This window comes from Streptomyces rugosispiralis (assembly GCF_024505145.1).
Lineage (GTDB): Bacteria > Actinomycetota > Actinomycetes > Streptomycetales > Streptomycetaceae > Streptomyces > Streptomyces rugosispiralis.
Map to the genome: position 1 here is coordinate 87,514 of NZ_JANIAA010000023.1, position 17,901 is coordinate 105,414.

The 17,901-nt window shown below is 70.9% G+C and carries 17 protein-coding genes; 14 read left to right on the forward strand and 3 right to left on the reverse strand.

What is annotated here, in order from left to right; translation table 11 throughout:
- Positions 1-50 precede the first annotated feature (50 nt).
- Positions 51-413, reverse strand: a complete 363-nt coding sequence (locus NP777_RS28855; protein ID WP_256653086.1) for a DUF6247 family protein — start codon at positions 411-413, stop codon at positions 51-53.
- Between the two features lie 220 nt (positions 414-633).
- Here NP777_RS28855 and NP777_RS28860 point away from each other — a divergent pair, with 220 nt between their 5' ends.
- The 6 genes from NP777_RS28860 (at position 634) to NP777_RS28885 (ending at position 8,429) form a co-directional block, all read left to right on the forward strand.
- Positions 634-2,040, forward strand: coding sequence for a nitrate/nitrite transporter (locus NP777_RS28860; RefSeq protein WP_256653087.1), 1,407 nt, complete (start codon positions 634-636; stop codon positions 2,038-2,040).
- Positions 2,041-2,362: 322 nt separating this feature from the next.
- Positions 2,363-3,532 carry a uroporphyrinogen-III synthase gene (locus NP777_RS28865; protein ID WP_256653088.1) on the forward strand — a complete coding sequence of 390 codons (1,170 nt, stop codon included), beginning with the start codon at positions 2,363-2,365 and terminating at the stop codon, positions 3,530-3,532.
- Between the two features lie 187 nt (positions 3,533-3,719).
- Positions 3,720-4,325: a CGNR zinc finger domain-containing protein gene (locus NP777_RS28870; protein ID WP_256653089.1), complete on the forward strand. Its 606-nt coding sequence runs from the start codon at positions 3,720-3,722 to the stop codon at positions 4,323-4,325.
- 305 nt (positions 4,326-4,630) lie between these two features.
- Entirely contained in the window at positions 4,631-5,119 is a 489-nt protein-coding gene (locus tag NP777_RS28875) for a sigma-70 family RNA polymerase sigma factor (protein WP_391858597.1), read from the forward strand.
- Positions 5,116-5,880 carry an anti-sigma factor family protein gene (locus NP777_RS28880; protein WP_256653091.1) on the forward strand — a complete coding sequence of 255 codons (765 nt, stop codon included), beginning with the start codon at positions 5,116-5,118 and terminating at the stop codon, positions 5,878-5,880. The genes NP777_RS28875 and NP777_RS28880 overlap by 4 nt, the downstream gene beginning before the upstream one ends.
- A gap of 65 nt (positions 5,881-5,945) precedes the next feature.
- Positions 5,946-8,429, forward strand: a complete 2,484-nt coding sequence (locus NP777_RS28885; protein WP_256653092.1) for a HelD family protein — start codon at positions 5,946-5,948, stop codon at positions 8,427-8,429.
- 231 nt (positions 8,430-8,660) lie between these two features.
- On the opposite strand, the gene NP777_RS28890 is transcribed toward NP777_RS28885, so the two are convergent.
- Positions 8,661-8,870 (reverse strand): cold-shock protein, encoded by a 210-nt coding sequence (locus NP777_RS28890; protein WP_020870916.1) that lies wholly within the window; start codon positions 8,868-8,870, stop codon positions 8,661-8,663.
- A gap of 279 nt (positions 8,871-9,149) precedes the next feature.
- Here NP777_RS28890 and NP777_RS28895 point away from each other — a divergent pair, with 279 nt between their 5' ends.
- On the forward strand, positions 9,150-10,571 hold the full coding sequence (locus NP777_RS28895; RefSeq protein ID WP_256653093.1) for an NAD-dependent malic enzyme: 1,422 nt from the start codon (positions 9,150-9,152) through the stop codon (positions 10,569-10,571).
- A gap of 255 nt (positions 10,572-10,826) precedes the next feature.
- Positions 10,827-11,108 (forward strand): HU family DNA-binding protein, encoded by a 282-nt coding sequence (locus NP777_RS28900; RefSeq protein WP_009717479.1) that lies wholly within the window; start codon positions 10,827-10,829, stop codon positions 11,106-11,108.
- Between the two features lie 318 nt (positions 11,109-11,426).
- On the opposite strand, the gene murA is transcribed toward NP777_RS28900, so the two are convergent.
- The gene (gene murA / locus NP777_RS28905; protein ID WP_256653094.1) at positions 11,427-12,770 is read right to left on the reverse strand and encodes a UDP-N-acetylglucosamine 1-carboxyvinyltransferase; all 1,344 of its coding nucleotides are present in this window, start codon (positions 12,768-12,770) and stop codon (positions 11,427-11,429) included.
- 255 nt (positions 12,771-13,025) lie between these two features.
- On the opposite strand from murA, the gene NP777_RS28910 reads away from it, so the two are divergent.
- From NP777_RS28910 to NP777_RS28935, 6 genes are all read left to right on the forward strand, one after another.
- Entirely contained in the window at positions 13,026-13,613 is a 588-nt protein-coding gene (locus NP777_RS28910; protein ID WP_256653095.1) for a YqgE/AlgH family protein, read from the forward strand.
- A gap of 21 nt (positions 13,614-13,634) precedes the next feature.
- Positions 13,635-13,922, forward strand: a complete 288-nt coding sequence (locus tag NP777_RS28915) for a DUF3039 domain-containing protein (protein ID WP_075200572.1) — start codon at positions 13,635-13,637, stop codon at positions 13,920-13,922.
- A 147-nt stretch (positions 13,923-14,069) separates the two neighbouring features.
- Positions 14,070-14,480 carry a hypothetical protein gene (locus tag NP777_RS28920; RefSeq protein WP_256653096.1) on the forward strand — a complete coding sequence of 137 codons (411 nt, stop codon included), beginning with the start codon at positions 14,070-14,072 and terminating at the stop codon, positions 14,478-14,480.
- A gap of 157 nt (positions 14,481-14,637) precedes the next feature.
- Positions 14,638-15,972 carry an extracellular solute-binding protein gene (locus NP777_RS28925; RefSeq protein ID WP_256653097.1) on the forward strand — a complete coding sequence of 445 codons (1,335 nt, stop codon included), beginning with the start codon at positions 14,638-14,640 and terminating at the stop codon, positions 15,970-15,972.
- Positions 15,969-16,967: a carbohydrate ABC transporter permease gene (locus tag NP777_RS28930; RefSeq protein ID WP_256653098.1), complete on the forward strand. Its 999-nt coding sequence runs from the start codon at positions 15,969-15,971 to the stop codon at positions 16,965-16,967. The genes NP777_RS28925 and NP777_RS28930 overlap by 4 nt, the downstream gene beginning before the upstream one ends.
- Positions 16,964-17,833 (forward strand): carbohydrate ABC transporter permease, encoded by an 870-nt coding sequence (locus tag NP777_RS28935; RefSeq protein WP_256653099.1) that lies wholly within the window; start codon positions 16,964-16,966, stop codon positions 17,831-17,833. The genes NP777_RS28930 and NP777_RS28935 overlap by 4 nt, the downstream gene beginning before the upstream one ends.
- The last annotated feature ends 68 nt before the right edge of the window (positions 17,834-17,901 follow it).

The following is a 17,901-nucleotide window of genomic DNA, read 5'->3' on the forward strand; positions in this document are numbered from 1 at the left end:
GTACTCCCAGGCCCAGCCGACGGCGTCCTCGACGCCTTCGCCGCGTGCGCTCACCCGGCGGCCCCGGTCTCGGCGGACGCCTCGCGGAGGATGCGGGCGATGGTCTGTTGCGCGGCCCGGAACTCCTCTTCCGTGGCTTGCGGATCGCCGGTGACGCGCTCCGCCTCGCGCATGGCGTAGAACCTGCCGGGATGGCGTTCAATCGCGACGACGGTCGCCCACTTCTCCAGGAACAGCCGCATCGGCGTGGTCGAGGCGGTCTGTACAGCGCGGTCGAACGCCTCGCCCAGTTCGCGGTCGAACTCGGCGATGCGCACGAGGTCGAGCCGTTTGACCGCTTCCCGCAAGGCGTCCCGAGTCATCGGCGGCTGTGGGATGACGGGCGCGTGCGGGTGCTCCGGCTGAGCGCTCATGCGGTCCTCCGGCGGGGCGGGCGGGCGGTGCACCGCGTACGGTACCGGGAACCGCGCGACACGGTGAGCGCATCAGTCTCCACCCACCGCATGTGGTACCCCTCACCGCCGCCCGGCCCCCCGGGTGAGAGCAAGGTTTCGTCCGCGTCACCTGCCGCCACAGCCCGGAAATCCACCGTCCCTACCGTCGAGCAGCGACACCGAGAACTGTGGAGGCGTGATGACTGCCCCGACCACCACCACCACCACCGCGCGCAAGGGGGGCCGCTGGATCGAGCAGTGGGACCCGGAGGACGAGAGCTTCTGGCGGGAGAAGGGGGAGCGGATAGCCGCCCGGAACCTGGTCTTCTCCATCCTCTCCGAGCACATCGGGTTCTCGATCTGGAGCCTGTGGTCGGTGATGGTGCTGTTCATGGGGCCGGAGTACGGGGTCGACCCGGCCGGGAAGTTCTTCCTGGTCGCTATGCCCACCTTGGTCGGCGGGGTGCTGCGGGTGCCGTACACCTTCGCCGTCGCGCGGTTCGGCGGGCGCAACTGGACGATCGTCAGCGCGGGGCTGCTGCTCGTGCCCGCGATCGCCGCCGCCGTGGTGATGGAGCCCGGCACCTCGTACACCACGTTCATGGTGGTCGCGGCGCTCACCGGGGTCGGGGGCGGCAACTTCGCCTCGTCCATGACCAACATCAACTCCTTCTACCCGCTGCGCAGGAAGGGCTGGGCGCTCGGGCTCAACGCGGGCGGCGGCAACATCGGCGTGCCCGTGATCCAACTGGTCGGGCTGCTGGTGATCGGCACCGCCGGGGCGGCCCATCCGCGCCTCGTGCTCGCCGTCTACATCCCGCTGATCGTCGTCGCGGCGGCGCTCTCGGCGCTGTTCATGGACAACCTGGCGCCCGTGCGCAACGACGCCGGGGCGGCCAGGGAGGCGGCGCGGGACGCCCACACCTGGATCATGTCGCTGCTCTACATCGGCACCTTCGGCTCGTTCATCGGCTACAGCTTCGCCTTCGGTCTTGTGCTGCAGAACCAGTTCGACCGCACCCCGCTCCAGGCCGCCTCGCTCACCTTCATCGGCCCGCTGCTCGGCTCGCTCATCCGCCCCGTCGGCGGTCGGCTCGCCGACGCCCACGGCGGCGCGAAGATCACGCTGTGGACCTTCGCCGCCATGGCCGCCGCGACCGTCGTGGTGGTCTATGCCTCCGCGCAGAAGTCGCTGTCCGTCTTCCTCGTCGGCTTCATCGCCCTCTTCGTGCTCAGCGGGCTCGGCAACGGCTCCACCTTCAAGATGATCCCCGGCATCTTCCAGGCGAAGGCCGTGGCCCGCGGCCTGACCGGCGAGGAGGCCGCGGCCTATGGGCGGCGGCTGTCGGGCGCGGCGATGGGGCTGATCGGGGCGGTCGGCGCGCTCGGCGGGCTCGGGATCAACCTCGCCTTCCGGGAGTCGTTCGCGGGCGCCCACTCCGGGACCCCCGCCTTCGTCTCCTTCCTCGCCTTCTACGCCGTGTGCTCCGCGGTCACCTGGGCCGTATACCTCCGTGGCGCCCGCCGCCCGGCCACGGTGTCCGGCGCGCAGGCGGGTGCGCATGATCCGCGGACGGAGCGGCAACCCGCCTACGCGGACGTCTGAGCGGACGTCTGAGCGGACGTCTGAGCGGACGGCTCGGGGCGGCTGAGGGGGCGTCTGGACGGGCGTCCCCCGCGGCTCGGGGCGTACGGTCGGCCGGGGGAGTCCGTACGGCCGGGCGGAAGCCCGTACGGTCGGCCGGGGGAGCCCGTACGGCGGGTCGGGGAACGCCCGTACGGCGGGTTGGGGAAGCCCCCGGCCGTCCACTCCGTTACGCCTGGGAAACCTCCGTGAACCGCCACCGACACGGGACGGCGACAGGATGCGGAACCGAAGGCGCCCATACCCGAGTGAAACGGGAGAACGGGAGATCGGGACGAGAGCCATGCACCGAGAACAGACCGGAGCCGCGGGCGACGAGGTGCCCGTCGGCCCTCTCGCCGGATTCACCGTTGGGGTCACCGCCGCGCGCCGCGCGGATGAGCTCGGCGCCCTGCTGCGGCGCCGCGGCGCGGAGGTGATGTACGCGCCCGCGCTGCGGATCGTGCCGCTGGCCGACGACTCCGAACTCCTCGCGGCCACGAAGCAGTTGATCGACAGCGCCCCCGATGTCGTGGTCGCCACCACCGCCATCGGCTTCCGCGGCTGGGTCGAGGCCGCCGACGGCTGGGGCCTGGGCGACGCCCTGCTCGACCGGCTGCGCGAGGTGCGGCTGCTGGCCCGCGGGCCCAAGGTGCGCGGGGCGATCCGGGCCGCCGGGCTGACCGAGGAGTGGTACCCGGCCTCCGAGTCGATGGCCGAGGTGCTCGAGCGGCTGCTGGAGGAGGGCGTCGAGGGGCACCGCATCGCCGTCCAGTTGCACGGCGAGCCGCTGCCCGGCTTCGTCGAGTCGCTGCGGGCCGGGGGAGCGGAGGTGGTCGGGGTGCCGGTGTACCGCTGGATGCCACCGGAGGACATCGGGCCGGTGGACCGGCTGCTGGACGCGACGGTCGCGCGGGCCCTGGACGCCGTCACCTTCACGAGCGCGCCCGCCGCCGCGAGTCTGCTGGACCGGGCGGGGCGGCGCGGGATGCGTGAGGAGCTGGTGGACGCGCTCCGCCATGATGTGCTGCCCGCGTGTGTCGGGCCGGTCACCGCGCTGCCGCTGGAGGCCCACGACATTCCCACCTCCCAGCCCGAACGGTTCCGGCTCGGGCCGCTGGCGCAGCTGCTGACCGCGGAACTTCCGGGGCGGGTGCGGCCGTTGCCGGTCGCCGGGCGGCGGCTGGAGATCCGTGGCCACGCGGTGGTCGTGGACGGTGAGCTGCGTACGGTGCCGCCCGCCGGGATGGCGTTGCTGCGGGCTCTGGCCCGCCGGCCCGGCTGGGTCGTGGCGCGGTCGGAGCTGCTGCGGTCGTTGCCGGGGGCGGGGCGGGACGAGCATGCGGTGGAGACGGCGATGGCTCGGCTGCGGACGGCTCTTGGGTCGCCCAAGCTGATCCAGACGGTGGTCAAGCGGGGGTATCGGCTGGCGCTCGATCCTTCGGCCGACACGAAGTATGGGGGCGGCGCGTAGCTGTTTGCCGGGGCTCCGCCCCGGGCCCCGCTCCTCAAACGCCGGAGGGGCTGGGGTTCCGCCCGAGGGGCTGGTGTTCCGCCCCCGAGGGGCTGGAGTTCAGCCCCCGAGGGGTTACGGGGGACAGGCGGGGCGGGCACTCTGAGGGGTGACCGGATCGGGCCTTCCCCGAAGGAGTGACGGGAACATGGCGTCGGCGTCGTCGGCCTACGACCTGCGGTTCGACTCGGGGCGGATCTGCCTGGACCTGGTGGCCACGGTCGGCGGCCGGCTCAGCGAGGCGCCCGTCGAGCGGCTCGGCGGGGTGGAGCCCCTCAGAGCGTGGCTGCTGGGCGCCGGTCTGGTGCCCGGTGGCACCTCGCTCGAGGGTGTGGACCACCGCTGGCTCATCCGCTTCCGGGCCGCCCGCGACCTGCTGCACCGTATCGTCCACAACGAGGTCGAGGGCCGTGCCGCGGCCGCCGATCTGGAGCGGATGAACGCGCTGGCCGCCACCGCCCCGCCCGCCCTGCGCGCCGTACGGACCCCCGACGGCGCCCTGGCCCGCGCCCTCGCCGGGAAGCCGGACTGCGGCGCGCTGCTCTCCCAGATCGCCCGGGACGCGGTGCAGTTGCTCACCGACCCGGTGGCGCGCGGGCAGTTGCGCCGCTGCGAGGGGGAGACCTGCTCGCTGGTCTACCTCGACACCTCGCGCGGCCGCCGCAGGCGCTGGTGCTCCAGCGAGGTCTGCGGAAACCGCGAGCGGGTTGCCCGTCACCGCCGTCGGGTAAACCCGAGCATCAGCAAAACATGAGCGATATTCAGTCATGACCCGGACACGACCCGGACATGACGCAGGCCCCGGATGGGGGGACCGGGGCCTGCGGGGCGGATTTGGGGAGGGAGCCCTTCCTGGCGGCCGTCGCCCGCCCGGCGTCGGCCTTACTCGGACTCAAGTACGCACCGCACAGCGGGAGATGTTCAGCCGGAAAATGGGATGTACATCACACGATGGTCGATGAACGCCGAGCGTTTCCAGCCCGTACCCCCCTCGACCCGACGGCTTGCGTACGCAAAGATGCCCTCGTGACCGAGAGGACGACACCGGACGACGCGCTCATGCGAGCGCTCTACGCGGAGCACGCAGGCCCGCTTCTCGCCTTCGTCCTGCGCCTGGTCGCGGGCGACCGGCACCGCGCCGAGGACGTGGTCCAGGAGACCCTCCTGCGCGCCTGGCGCAACGCCGACCAACTGCGGCGCTCCGGAGGATCGCTACGGCCCTGGCTGGTGACCGTGGCCCGCCGCATCGTCATCGACGGCCACCGCCAACGCCGCGCACGCCCCCACGAAGTGGACGCGGCGCCGCTCCATGTGATGCCCGCCGCGGACGACATCGACCGCGCATTGCGTCAGATGACCATTTCCGACGCGTTGAATGACCTCACCGACGCACATAGAGCGGCGCTCGTCGAGACATACTTCAAGGGACGGACGGTGAGTGAGGCGGCCGAAGTGCTGGGCGTTCCCGCCGGGACGGTACGGTCCCGGGTCTTCTACGCGCTGCGCTCCCTGAAGCTTTCGCTCGAGGAACGGGGGGTCACGGCATGATGCCGGCAGCGGACGACCAGCAGCACACCGCGGTCGGCGCCTATGCGCTCGGGGTGCTCGACCCCGCCGACGCGGCGCGCTTCGAGGACCACCTCATCGGGTGCGAGCGGTGCGCCGCCGAGCTCGACGAGCTGATGGGCCTCCCGCCGCTGCTGGCCGAGTACGCCACCGCCGCCGACGGCACCGCGCTCCCGGATCCGGCGGTGGTCACCGCCCGCCCGGGGCCCGAACTGCTCGACCGGCTGCTGGACGATGTCGCGGCGAGCCGGAAAGCCTCCGGCAGACGGCGTCTCTTCCTCGTCGCCGCGGCCGCCGTCCTCATCGTCGGCGGCCCGCTCGCGGGAGCGGCCATCACCGCGAACTCCGACGACGGCGGGGGCAAGGGACAGGTGGTGGCCTCCTCCTCCAAGCAGGTGTACGACCAGGGCGAGAAGTTCAGCGCGGTCGACCCCGTCACCAAGGTGGACGCCTCCGTCTCGGTGCAGCAGAAGGGCTGGGGCACCTCCGTCGCCCTCAAGCTGGGCAACCTCAAGGGGCCGCGCACCTGCGACCTGGTCGCCATCGGCAAGGACGGCCACGAGGAGACCATCACCACCTGGGCCGTGCCCACCTCGGGCTACGGCGTCAAGGACGGGGACGGCTCCCGTTGGAGCAAGGAACCGCTCTACGCCCAGGGCGGCGCCGCCATGAACACCAACGAGATCGAGCGGTTCGAGGTCCGCACCCTGGACGGCCGGCGCCTGGCGCAGGTCAGGCTCTGAGAAACCCCCTCCCCTTCAGGTGTACGGTTGACGGCTGCCCTTAAGAACACAGAAGGGGGCCCTGGGTGGCCGCGCACAACGCCACGCATGACGACCGGACGGCACCGCGGGAGGACCGCGGGGACGGGGTCCGGGACAGCGAGATCCGGATCGAACAGGCGCATCTGGACCGGGTGTACCACCGCCTCGAGGAGAAGATCCACGAGGCGGAGTTCCTCATGGACGACGCCGCCAAGCGCGGTCAGGTCGGCACGCCCGGCGCGCTCGCCGAACGGGACGCCCAGGTCTTCCGGGCCGGGGTCCACCTCAACCGGCTGAACAGCGAGTTCGAGGACTTCCTCTTCGGCCGCATCGATCTGCTGCCGGGCAAGGACGGCCGGCGCGGCCCCGACGGCGCCTACACCTCCGTGGAGCCCGCCGACGACGCCATCCGCACCGGCCCGGACGGCGACCGCGCGGAGATCGCCGAAACGCTGCACATCGGCCGCATCGGCGTGCTGGACGCCGAGTACGCCCCGCTGGTGATCGATTGGCGGGCGCCCGCCGCCGCGCCCTTCTACCGCTCCACCCCGGTGGCCCCCGGCCGGGTCGTCCGCCGCCGGGTGATCCGCAGCAAGGGCCGCCGGGTGCTCGGCGTCGAGGACGACCTGCTGCGCCCGGAGCTCAGCGCCACCCTCGACGGCGGGGCGCTGCCGGTGGTCGGCGACGGCGCCCTGATGGCCGCGCTCGGCCAGGCCCGCGGCCACACCATGCGGGACATCGTGGCCTCCATCCAGGCCGAGCAGGACCAGGTGATCCGCGCCCCCGCCGCCTCCGTCACCGAGGTCGAGGGCGGCCCCGGCACCGGCAAGACGGCGGTCGCGCTGCACCGTGCGGCGTACCTCCTCTACCAGGACCGGCGGCGCTACGCGGGCGGCATCCTCGTGGTCAGCCCCACCCCGCTGCTGGTCGCCTACACCGAGGGCGTGCTGCCCTCGCTGGGCGAGGAGGGCCAGGTGGCCATCCGGGCGGTGGGCTCGCTGGTGGAGGGCGCCGAGGCCACCACGTACGACACCCCGGCGGTGGCCCGCGTCAAGGGCTCGTCCCGGATGCTGAGGGTGCTCCGCAAGGCCGCCCGCGGCGCGCTGGAGCTGCCGCGGGGAGCCGCCGCGCCCACCGGCTCGGCTTCGTCGCCGACTTCGCCCTCGTCCGCCGACAACGGCCAGTTGACGGTGGACGGGGCGCTGGACGCCCACGGCGGCAGACCCGGCGCGGGCTCCGGAGCCAGACCCGGCGGCCCGCCCGAGCGGCTGCGCGTGGTCGCCTTCGGCGCCCGGATCGAGCTGGAAGCCGAGGAACTGCGCGCCATCCGCCAGAACGTGCTGGGCGGCACCGCGCCCGTCAATCTGCTGCGCCCCCGCGCCCGCCGGCTGCTCCTGGACGCGCTGTGGACCCGCTCCGGCGCCCCCAGGCGGTACACCGACCCCGAACTGGCCGCCGAGGCGCGGGAGGGCTTCGACGAGGACATCTCCTCCGAGGACTCCTTCCAGGAGTTCCTCGACGCCTGGTGGCCCGAGCTCACCCCCCGCTCCGTCCTCGCCGCCATGGCCGATGAGAGGCGGCTGAGCCGCTGGTCACGGCGGGTGCTCAACCCCCGTGAGGTCCGTCAGGTGGCCCGGTCGCTCGGACGGCTCGGCCCGGACGGGCAGGGCGCGCTGTCGGTCCACGACGTGGCGCTGCTGGACGAGCTGATCACCCTCCTGGGCACCCCGGCCCGCCCCGCGGCCGCCCGCGAGGCCGACCCGCTGGACCAGCTCACCGGTCTGGACGAGCTGACCACGTACGCCGACCGGGTCAGCCCCCGCCGCAGCCGCGCCGAGCGGGCCGAGCGGGAGCGCGCCGACTACGCCCACGTCATCGTCGACGAGGCGCAGGACCTCACCCCGATGCAGTGGCGGATGATCGGACGGCGGGGCCGCCACGCCACCTGGACGGTCGTCGGCGACCCGGCCCAGAGCTCCTGGTCCGACCCGGACGAGGCGGGGCGGGCCCGGGACGAGGCGCTCGGCAGCCGCCCGCGCCGCCGCTTCACCCTCACCGTCAACTACCGCAACCCGGCGGAGATCGCCGAACTCGCCAGCAAGGTCCTCACCCTCGCCATGCCCGGCACCCCCGCCCCGGAGGCGGTCCGCTCCACGGGTGTGGCGCCGCGCTTCGTACCCGGCGCGGACGGCGGCCTCGGCGCGGCCGCGCGCCGCGAGGCGGTCCGGCTGCTGGCCGAGGTGGACGGCACCGTCGGCGTCGTCGTCGCGATGAACCGGCGCGCCCAGGCCCGTCAGTGGCTGACGGGCCTGGGCGACCGGGTGGTGGCGCTGGGCAGCCTGGAGGCGAAGGGGCTGGAGTACGACGCGACGGTCGTGGTCTCGCCCGCCGAGATCGCCGACGAGTCCCCGGCGGGGCTCCGGGTGCTGTACGTGGCGCTCACCCGCGCCACCCAGCGGCTGACGGTCGTGTCGGGCGACCGCGACGAGCCGGACGGCAACGCCGTCCCCGACCTGCTGCGGGACTGACCACCACCCCGGCCGGAGGACCCCGGCGCCCGGCGCTCCTCAGCCGCTCCAAAATCCACCCCCGGGAGGGGAATCCCTTCCCGGGCCTGTTTGTTAGCCTTGATGTGGCACCGGCCCGATCCAAGCCCCCGGGCCCAACCTTCGTCGCTTCGAGCGACCACTTGCCGCGAGGCGAGCATGGCGGGTCGGTGCCACCTTTCATCTCTTCCGTGAGGTCCGCGCCCGGCGGCATCAGCCGCCCAGGACGCGGACCTCTTCCGCTTGGGGGCCCTTGCGGCCCTGCACGATCTGGAATTCGACCCGCTGCTCGTCGACCAGGCTGCGGTAGCCGCTGCCGTCGATCGAGCTGTAGTGGACGAAGACATCCGGTCCGCCGTCCTCCTGGGCGATGAAGCCGTAGCCCTTCTCGGCGTTGAACCACTTCACGGTGCCCTGAGCCATGCCCGCGCTCCTCGTTGTCTCTTCCTCGACGTCCTTACGACGCTGTAGCGCGCCAGAGCCTAGGGCGGCGGCTGCGGCGGACGGCCCGCCTCGCCAGGCGTTCCCGCGAAGGAGTGGGGGTTTCCACTCGGGTGACCCCACTCTGCTATGTCAGAACAATATGTCCGAAAGTCGGGCCGGGTTACCCCGTACCCAGAGGTAGGTGTAACCATCTGAGGACGTGGCCCGGTATCCCGCGGCCCGGAGAGCATGAACAAGGGAAAGCAGAGGAAGCAGGCCATGGCAACGGCGCCCAGCGTCTCGTACTCGATGACGGTCAGGCTGGAGGTGCCCGCGAGCGGTACCGCGGTCAGCCAGCTGACCACGGCCGTGGAGTCCTCCGGTGGCTCGGTAACGGGCCTCGATGTGACCGCGTCCGGCCACGAGAAGCTCCGTATCGACGTGACCATCGCCGCGACCTCGACCGCGCACGCCCAGGAGATCGTGGAGAAGCTGCGGGGCATCGAGGGTGTCTCGCTCGGCAAGGTCTCCGACCGTACGTTCCTGATGCACCTCGGCGGCAAGATCGAGATGTCGTCGAAGCACCCCATCCGGAACCGTGACGACCTCTCGATGGTCTACACCCCGGGCGTGGCCCGGGTCTGCCAGGCCATCGCGGACAACCCCGAGGACGCCCGCCGCCTCACCATCAAGCGCAACAGTGTGGCCGTCGTCACCGACGGCTCCGCGGTGCTGGGCCTCGGCAACATCGGCCCCAAGGCCGCCCTGCCGGTCATGGAGGGCAAGGCGGCCCTCTTCAAGCGGTTCGCGGGCATCGACGCCTGGCCGATCTGCCTGGACACCCAGGACACCGACGAGATCGTCGCGATCGTGAAGGCCATCGCCCCCGGCTTCGCGGGGATCAACCTGGAGGACATCTCCGCCCCCCGCTGCTTCGAGATCGAGGCGCGGCTGCGCGAGGCCGTGGACATCCCGGTCTTCCACGACGACCAGCACGGCACCGCGATCGTGGTGCTGGCCGCCCTCACCAACGCGCTGCGGGTGGTCGACAAGAAGATCGAGGATGTGAGGGTCGTCATGTCCGGCGCGGGCGCCGCCGGCACGGCCATCCTGCGGCTGCTGATCGCCGCGGGCGTGCGGCACGCGGTGGTGGCCGACATCCACGGTGTGGTGCACGCCGGGCGCCAGGACCTGGTCGCCGCCGACCCGGAGTCCCCGCTGCGCTGGATCGCCGACAACACCAACCCGGAGGGCGTCACGGGCACCCTGCGCGAGGCCGTGCGGGGCGCGGACGTCTTCATCGGCGTCTCGGCCCCGAACGTGCTCTCCGGCGACGACGTGGCCGCCATGGCGGACGGCGCGATCGTCTTCGCACTGGCCAACCCGGACCCCGAGGTGGACCCGGCGATCGCCCGCCAGACCGCCGCGGTGGTCGCCACCGGACGCTCGGACTTCCCGAACCAGATCAACAATGTCCTGGTGTTCCCGGGCGTTTTCCGTGGTTTGCTGGACGCGCAGTCGCGTACGGTGAACACCGAGATGATGCTGGCTGCTGCCGGTGCGCTCGCCGACGTCGTTCACGACGACGAGCTCAATGCCAACTACATCATTCCGAGCGTCTTCAACGACAAGGTCGCGGGGGCGGTGGCCGGAGCCGTGCGGGACGCGGCCCGCGCTGTGACCGGTACCACTGCGGTCTAGGCGGGGCACGGCGCGTCGCGCGCTCCGGGGTCCCGGAAGCGGCCATAGGGTGGCGGGCAGGAAAACGACCGCCACGGCGCTTTTCGTGTGACTCTCCAGGGCTCCGGATTGGCTTTCCCGCCACAGGTGGGGGCAGGATGCGTTCCGGGCGCGAGGGTCTGAACAGCAGACCCGGGTCCGGGGACTGTCCGAGGGCCCTGGCAGCATCGGCTTCGATCTCACGCCTCATTGGCAAGATGAACACGGGAGTACAACATGAACCGCAGTGAGCTGGTGGCCGCTCTGTCCGAGCGCGCCGAGGTGACCCGAAAGGACGCCGACGCCGTGCTGGCCGCCCTCGCCGAGGTGACTGGTGAGGTCGTCGCGAAGGGCGACGAGAAGGTCACCATCCCCGGCTTCCTGACCTTCGAGCGCACCCACCGTGCCGCTCGCACCGCGCGCAACCCGCAGACCGGTGAGCCGATCGAGATCCCGGCCGGCTACAGCGTGAAGGTCTCCGCGGGCTCCAAGCTCAAGGAAGCCGCCAAGGGCAAGTAAGCCCCCGCGAATGAAAGGGGCGGCCACCCGGGAGGGTGGCCGCCCCTTTGGCGCTCGTACGGGCCCTTGAGGCCCGTCCATGAGCCGCTACGAGGCCCGCGGAGGCACTACACGGCGTTGCCGTCGCCCGGGAGCTCCACCTTCGCGCCCAGTTCCACGAGCTTCTCCATGCTGTGTCCCCCCGGGGGATAACCCCCGGACCCCCAGCCGGGGCGTCGTCGTGGCTCGGGGGCGTGGGATGGGACAGCCCGTCCCCGGGGGGTGCCGGGGCGGGCTGAGGTGGAGTTGGGGTCCGGCTGTCGGGCCGGGGGGGAGGCACTACACGGCGTTGCCGTCGCCCGGGAGCTCCACCTTCGCGCCCAGTTCCACGAGCTTCTCCATGAAGTTCTCGTAGCCGCGGTTGATCAGGTCGATGCCGTGGACCCGCGAGGTGCCCTGGGCGGCCAGGGCCGCGATCAGGTAGGAGAAGCCGCCGCGGAGGTCGGGGATGACCAGGTCGGAGCCCTGGAGCTTGGTGGGGCCCGAGACGACCGCGGAGTGCAGGAAGTTGCGCTGGCCGAACCGGCAGGCGGAGCCGCCCAGGCATTCGCGGTAGAGCTGGATGTGCGCGCCCATCTGGTTGAGCGCCGAGGTGAAGCCCAGCCGGGACTCGTAGACCGTCTCGTGGACGATGGACAGGCCCGACGCCTGGGTCAGGGCCACCACCAGCGGCTGCTGCCAGTCGGTCTGGAAGCCGGGGTGGACGTCGGTCTCCAGGGCGATCGCGTTGAGCTTGCCGCCCGGGTGCCAGAACCGTATGCCCTCGTCGCCGATGTCGAAGGCGCCGCCGACCTTGCGGTAGGTGTTAAGGAAGGTCATCATCTCGCGCTGGCGGGCGCCGCGCACATAGATGCTGCCCTCGGTGGCCAGCGCCGCGCTGGCCCAGGAGGCGGCCTCCAGGCGGTCCGGGAGGGCGCGGTGGTTGTAGCCGCCGAGCTGGTCGACACCGGTGATCCGGATCGTGCGGTCGGTGTCCATGGAGATGATGGCGCCCATCTTCTGCAGCACGCAGATGAGGTCCTCGATCTCCGGCTCGACCGCCGCGTTGGAGAGTTCCGTCACACCCTCGGCGAGCACCGCCGTCAGCAGCACCTGCTCGGTGGAGCCCACCGACGGGTACGGCAGCCGGATCTTGGTGCCGCGCAGCCGGTGCGGGGCCTCCAGGTACTGGCCGTCCGCCCGCTTCTCGATCGTCGCCCCGAACTGGCGCAGCACGTCGAAGTGGAAGTCGATCGGCCGGCCGCCGATGTCACAGCCGCCCAGGCCCGGGATGAAGGCGTGGCCGAGGCGGTGCAGCAGCGGGCCGCAGAAGAGGATCGGGATCCGCGAGGAACCTGCGTGTGCGTCGATGTCGGCGACATTGGCGCTCTCCACGTGCGTGGGATCGAGCACCAGCTCACCGGGCTCGTCACCGGGGCGCACCGTCACGCCGTGCAGCTGCAGCAGCCCGCGCACCACCCGCACATCGCGGATGTCGGGGACGTTGCGCAGCCTGCTCGGCGCGCTGCCGAGCAGGGCGGCGACCATGGCCTTCGGCACGAGGTTCTTCGCGCCGCGGACACGGATCTCGCCTTCGAGCGGGGTGCCGCCATGGACGAGCAGGACATCGTTCGAGCGGGTCATCTGGTCTCGCGTTCCTGAGACGGGCAAGGGCCAAAAGGCACAAGGGCCAAAGGGCAAGAGTAATAGCCCCGGAGACCGCCTCCGTAAGGCTCTTGCACCCTTTGCGTCACCCCGTAGGCGACAGAACACGTTCCGTTTCGGCCGGAAGGCCCACGGTCATGTGCGCCGCATCTGCTGTCTTGCGCCCCGACCTGCTCTCATACGGGACTCGACTTCCACTCCCCCTCCGGCCCGGAAATGGGGGATCATGTGGCCATGACCGAGGTGTCCTCGCTCACAGGACGGCTGCTTGTCGCGACACCGGCGCTTGCTGACCCGAATTTCGACCGTGCGGTGGTGCTGCTTCTCGACCATGACGAGGAGGGCTCGCTCGGCGTGGTCCTGAACCGCCCGACCCCGGTGGGGGTGGGCGACATCCTGGAGTCGTGGGCCTCGCTTGCCGGGGAGCCGGGGGTGGTCTTCCAGGGCGGTCCCGTCTCGCTGGACTCCGCGCTGGGCGTGGCCGTCGTACCGGGCGAGTCCGGCAGGTCCTCGGCGCGCACCGAGGACGGGCCACTCGGCTGGCGCAGGGTGCACGGCGCGATCGGCCTGGTGGACCTGGAGGCGCCGCCCGAGCTGCTGGCGGCGGCCGTGGGCTCGTTGCGCATCTTCGCCGGTTACGCGGGCTGGGGGCCCGGTCAGCTGGAGGAGGAGCTGGCCGAGGGCGCGTGGTACGTGGTGGAGTCCGAGCCGGGCGATGTGTCCTCGCCCGCCCCCGAGCGGCTGTGGCGGGCGGTGCTCCGCCGCCAGCGCAGTGAGCTGGCCATGGTCGCCACGTATCCGGACGACCCTTCTCTCAACTAGGCATGAGTACCCTAGGGCTGTATGAGCACTCTTGAGCCCGAGCGCGGGGCAGGCACGGGGACCCTCGTTGAGCCGACACCACAGGTGTCGCACGGTGACGGCGACCACGAGCGCTATGCCCACTATGTGCAGAAAGACAAGATCATGGAGAGCGCCCTCTCCGGATCTCCCGTCGTCGCACTCTGCGGCAAGGTCTGGGTCCCGGGTCGTGACCCGAAGAAGTACCCGGTCTGCCCGATGTGCAAGGAGATCTTCGAGGGCATGGGCGCCGGTGGCGACAAGGGCAAGGACGGCGACGGCAAGAAGTAGCCGGTCCGTCGGCCCTGGGCGCTGACGAAAAGCCTCGCGCGAACAGACGGCGCGCCCGGCCCGCGACCCCGAGACGGGGTCGCGGGCCGGGCGTGCCGTGCCTTGTGCGCCCTGCCGCGCGCCGGACGGCCCCAGTAGGGTCGGCCCATGAGCGGGCGTACGGAGAACGGGGTGGCGCGGGCCGCCTATCTGGTGTTCGGGGCGCGTGAGGTCGACGAGCCCGAAGCGGAAGGCGCCAGCGCCTACTGTCAGTTCGAGAAGGACTGGGACGCCCAGCTGGAGCGGTGCGGGCGGCTGGCCGCCGAGCGGGGCTACCGGCTCTCCGGCGGCTGCGTGATGTCGGTCGCCCAGCCGACCCTTCCCAGGCTCCTGGAGTGGGCGGAGGACCCGGGCGCCGAGGTGGTGCTGGTGGCCAGCGACCGCGTTCTGGAGCGGTTCCGGAAGACCTGGCCGGACTGGGACCGGGTGGTCGAGTGCCTGGCCGAAGCGGGTGCGCGGGTTGAGGCCGTGCCGTATGTTGAACCCGCCTATCCGGGCGAGGAGTTGCCGCGTCGCTAGCGCGAATTCCCTTTTGTCGCGGAGTGGTTCGGTTCGTTTTCTCGCCGAGTGGTTCAGACCTCTTGTGGGGTCGCTCAAGGTTCCCTAGCCTCACGCATATTGTGCTGAGCGAAACATGCGTTGCATTACTTGCAACGCCAAATGGTTAAGGGTTCCCATGAAGCCGTCCCATCTCTCCGTTTCCCGGCTGTCCTCCCGCGTCACCGTGCCCGTGGTGGCACTCGCCCTGGCCGGGCTGGCCGTGACCGGATGCGCCCCCTCCACCTCCGACAACAGCTCCAAGGAGGACGAGAAGAGCGGCAAGCTGCGTGTCTGGCTCTTCCAGGAGGTCAATAACGCGCCCAAGAAAAAGGTGATCGACGCGGCGGTCGCCGGCTTCGAGAAGGAGCACGACGGAACCGATGTCGAGGTGACCTACATCCCCGTCGACACCCGGGCGCAGAAGATCAAGGCGGCTTTCAACGACCCCAAGAGCGCTCCCGACGTCATCGAGTTCGGCAACACCGACACCGCCGGCTATGTCAAGGACGGCGGGCTGCTGGACATCAGCAAGGAGTTCGGCGCCTGGGTCGACTCGACCAATGTCGACCCCACCGCGAAGTACTCGCTGACCATCGGCGGCAAGGTCTACGGCGCCCCGCTCTTCGTCGGCGTACGGGCGCTGTACTACCGGACGGACGTCTTCAAGGAGCTCGACCTGAAGCCGCCGGCCACCCAGGACGAACTGATTGCGACCGCGAAGAAGATCCGCTCGGAGCGGCCGGATCTGTACGGTCTCGCGGTCGGCGGCGCCTACACCTACGGCGCGATGCCCTTCATCTGGGCCAACGGCGGCGACCTCGCCGACGAGAAGGGCAAGTTCGGCTCCAACGAGTACTCGGCGGCCATCGACAGCGCGAACGCCCAGAAGGGCGTCAAGGCGTACACCTCACTCTTCGGCAACGACAACTGCCCGGCGGCCAAGTGCGCCCAGTGGGGCGGCAACGACACCGTCGAGGCGTTCGCCTCGGGCAAGGCGGCCATGGCGATCGGCGGCGACTTCAGCCGCCAGGCCATCGAGGAGGGCAAGGCCAAGGGCAAGTACAAGGTCGTGCCGCTGCCGGGCGTGAAGGCGGGCGACATCGCACCGGCCTTCGCGGGCGGGAACAACCTCGGGGTGCTCAAGAGCACCTCGCACCGCACGATCGCCGTGGACCTGCTCAAGACGCTCGCCGGGAAGCAGACCCAGCGCGAGCTCTACGACGCCATGGGCTTCCTACCCACCTTCACCGATGTGCGCGGCGACGTCGCCGCCAAGGACGCCTTCGTCAAGCCCTTCGTGAAGACCCTCAACGACAGCGCCAAGTTCGTGCCCGCCTCGCCCGGCTGGGCGTCCATCGACGCGCAGCTCGTCCTGCCCACCATGTTCCAGGAGATCGTCAGCGGCCGTAAGAGCGTGCCGGCCGCCACCCAGGACGCCGCGAAGAAGATGGACGAGGCATTCAAGCAGTGAGCGCCGGCACCGCACAGCACGCCCGGCGAGCCCCCACCAAGGGCCGCCGGTCCCGGCCGGGAGCCACCGTCCCGGCCGGGCGCCGGTCCGGGAAGGGCTCCCGGCGCGGCACCTGGACCCCCTGGCTCTATCTCGCCCCGGCGCTCGTCGTCCTGGGCGGACTGCTCGTCTACCCCATCTACCAGCTCGGCCTGATCTCCTTCCTGGAGTACACCCAGGCGCAGGTCAGCGGCGGTGAACCGACCACCTTCCAGGGGTTCGCCAACTACGCCGAGCTGTTCGGCGACCGCGAGTTCTGGAACGTCGTCGTCGCCACCCTGCTCTTCGCCGCCGTCTGCGTGGTGTCCACCCTCGCGGTCGGCTGTGCGCTGGCGGTGCTGCTGACGCGCGTACGGGCGATTCCGCGGCTGGCGCTGATGCTGGCCGCGCTCGGCGCCTGGGCCACCCCGGCGATCACCGGTTCGACGGTCTGGGTCTTCCTCTTCGACCCCGACTTCGGGCCGGTGAACAGGGTCCTGGTGTGGTTCGGCCTCTCCGGCTTCGAGGACTACTCCTGGACCTACGACCGCTACAGCGCCTTCGCCCTGGTGCTGTTCGAGGTCGTGTGGTGCTCGTTCCCGTTCGTCATGGTCACCGTCTACGCGGGCATCCGGGCCATCCCCACCGAGGTGCTGGAGGCCGCCGCCCTCGACGGCGCCTCCACCTGGCGGATCTGGCGCACGGTCATGGCGCCGATGCTGCGGCCGATCCTCGTCGTGGTGACCATCCAGTCCATCATCTGGGACTTCAAGGTCTTCACACAGATCTACGTCATGACGAACGGCGGCGGGATCGCCGGCCAGAACATGGTGCTCAACGTGTACGCGTACCAGAAGGCGTTCGCGTCCTCGCAGTACAGCCTGGGCTCGGCGATCGGCGTGGTGATGCTGCTGATCCTGCTGGCCGTCACGCTGGTCTATCTGCGGCTGCTGCGACGCCAGGGAGAAGAACTGTGAGCCACTCGCGCGTCTCGCTGCGCATCCGCCGTCCCTGGCGGTTCGCCGCCGAGGCCACCGCCCTGGCCGTGGCGGCCGTGGTCGCCTTCCCGCTGTACTGGATGGTGCTCTCGGCCTTCAAGCCGGAGGGGGAGATCCAGTCCACCGAGCCCCGGCCGTGGACGGCGTCCCCGTCGCTGGACTCCTTCCGGCGCGTCTTCCAGCAGGAGGACTTCGGGCGCTACTTCCTCAACAGCCTGTTCGTGGCCGGGGTGGTGGTGGTCGCCTCGGCGCTGATCGCCTTCCTGGCGGCCACGGCGGTCACCCGCTTCAACTTCCGCTTCCGCACCACGCTGCTGATCATGTTCCTGGTCGCCCAGATGGTGCCGATCGAGGCGCTGACCATCCCCATGTTCTTCCTGATGCGCGATCTGGGGGAGTCGGTGCCCGGGGTGGGGCTCAACACGCTGGGCTCGCTGATCCTGCCGCATATCGCCTTCTCGCTGCCGTTCGCCATCTGGATGCTGCGCGGCTTCGTCAAGGCGGTGCCCGAGGCGCTGGAGGAGGCGGCCTATCTGGACGGGGCCAGCCGCTCCCGCTTCCTGTGGCAGATCCTCTTCCCCCTCGTCTTCCCCGGACTCGTGGCGACGAGCGTCTTCTCCTTCATCTCCGCCTGGAACGACTTCCTCTTCGCCAAGTCCTTCATCATCAGCGCGACCGAGAACTCCACCCTTCCGATGGCGCTGCTGGTCTTCTTCAAGGACGAGGGGAACGACTGGGGAGGGATCATGGCGGCGTCCACCGTCATGACCATCCCGGTGCTGATCTTCTTCGTACTCGTCCAGCGCCGGCTGGTCTCCGGGCTCGGCGGCGCGGTGAAGGACTGACGGGTACCGAGGACCGACTGACGGGTACCGAGGACCGACGAGCACCGAAGAGCACTGACAAGAGCCGA

Coding starts and splice junctions, on each gene's coding strand:
- NP777_RS28890 (WP_020870916.1), bottom strand. CDS start 8,870: ATGGCTCAGGGCACCGTGAAGTGGTTCAACGCCGAGAAGGGCTACGGC.
- NP777_RS28860 (WP_256653087.1), top strand. CDS start 634: ATGACTGCCCCGACCACCACCACCACCACCGCGCGCAAGGGGGGCCGC.
- NP777_RS28925 (WP_256653097.1), top strand. CDS start 14,638: ATGAAGCCGTCCCATCTCTCCGTTTCCCGGCTGTCCTCCCGCGTCACC.
- NP777_RS28915 (WP_075200572.1), top strand. CDS start 13,635: ATGAGCACTCTTGAGCCCGAGCGCGGGGCAGGCACGGGGACCCTCGTT.
- NP777_RS28880 (WP_256653091.1), top strand. CDS start 5,116: ATGATGCCGGCAGCGGACGACCAGCAGCACACCGCGGTCGGCGCCTAT.
- NP777_RS28895 (WP_256653093.1), top strand. CDS start 9,150: ATGGCAACGGCGCCCAGCGTCTCGTACTCGATGACGGTCAGGCTGGAG.
- NP777_RS28855 (WP_256653086.1), bottom strand. CDS start 413: ATGAGCGCTCAGCCGGAGCACCCGCACGCGCCCGTCATCCCACAGCCG.
- NP777_RS28900 (WP_009717479.1), top strand. CDS start 10,827: ATGAACCGCAGTGAGCTGGTGGCCGCTCTGTCCGAGCGCGCCGAGGTG.
- NP777_RS28910 (WP_256653095.1), top strand. CDS start 13,026: ATGACCGAGGTGTCCTCGCTCACAGGACGGCTGCTTGTCGCGACACCG.
- NP777_RS28920 (WP_256653096.1), top strand. CDS start 14,070: ATGAGCGGGCGTACGGAGAACGGGGTGGCGCGGGCCGCCTATCTGGTG.
- NP777_RS28865 (WP_256653088.1), top strand. CDS start 2,363: ATGCACCGAGAACAGACCGGAGCCGCGGGCGACGAGGTGCCCGTCGGC.
- NP777_RS28870 (WP_256653089.1), top strand. CDS start 3,720: ATGGCGTCGGCGTCGTCGGCCTACGACCTGCGGTTCGACTCGGGGCGG.
- murA (WP_256653094.1), bottom strand. CDS start 12,770: ATGACCCGCTCGAACGATGTCCTGCTCGTCCATGGCGGCACCCCGCTC.
- NP777_RS28875 (WP_391858597.1), top strand. CDS start 4,631: ATGCGAGCGCTCTACGCGGAGCACGCAGGCCCGCTTCTCGCCTTCGTC.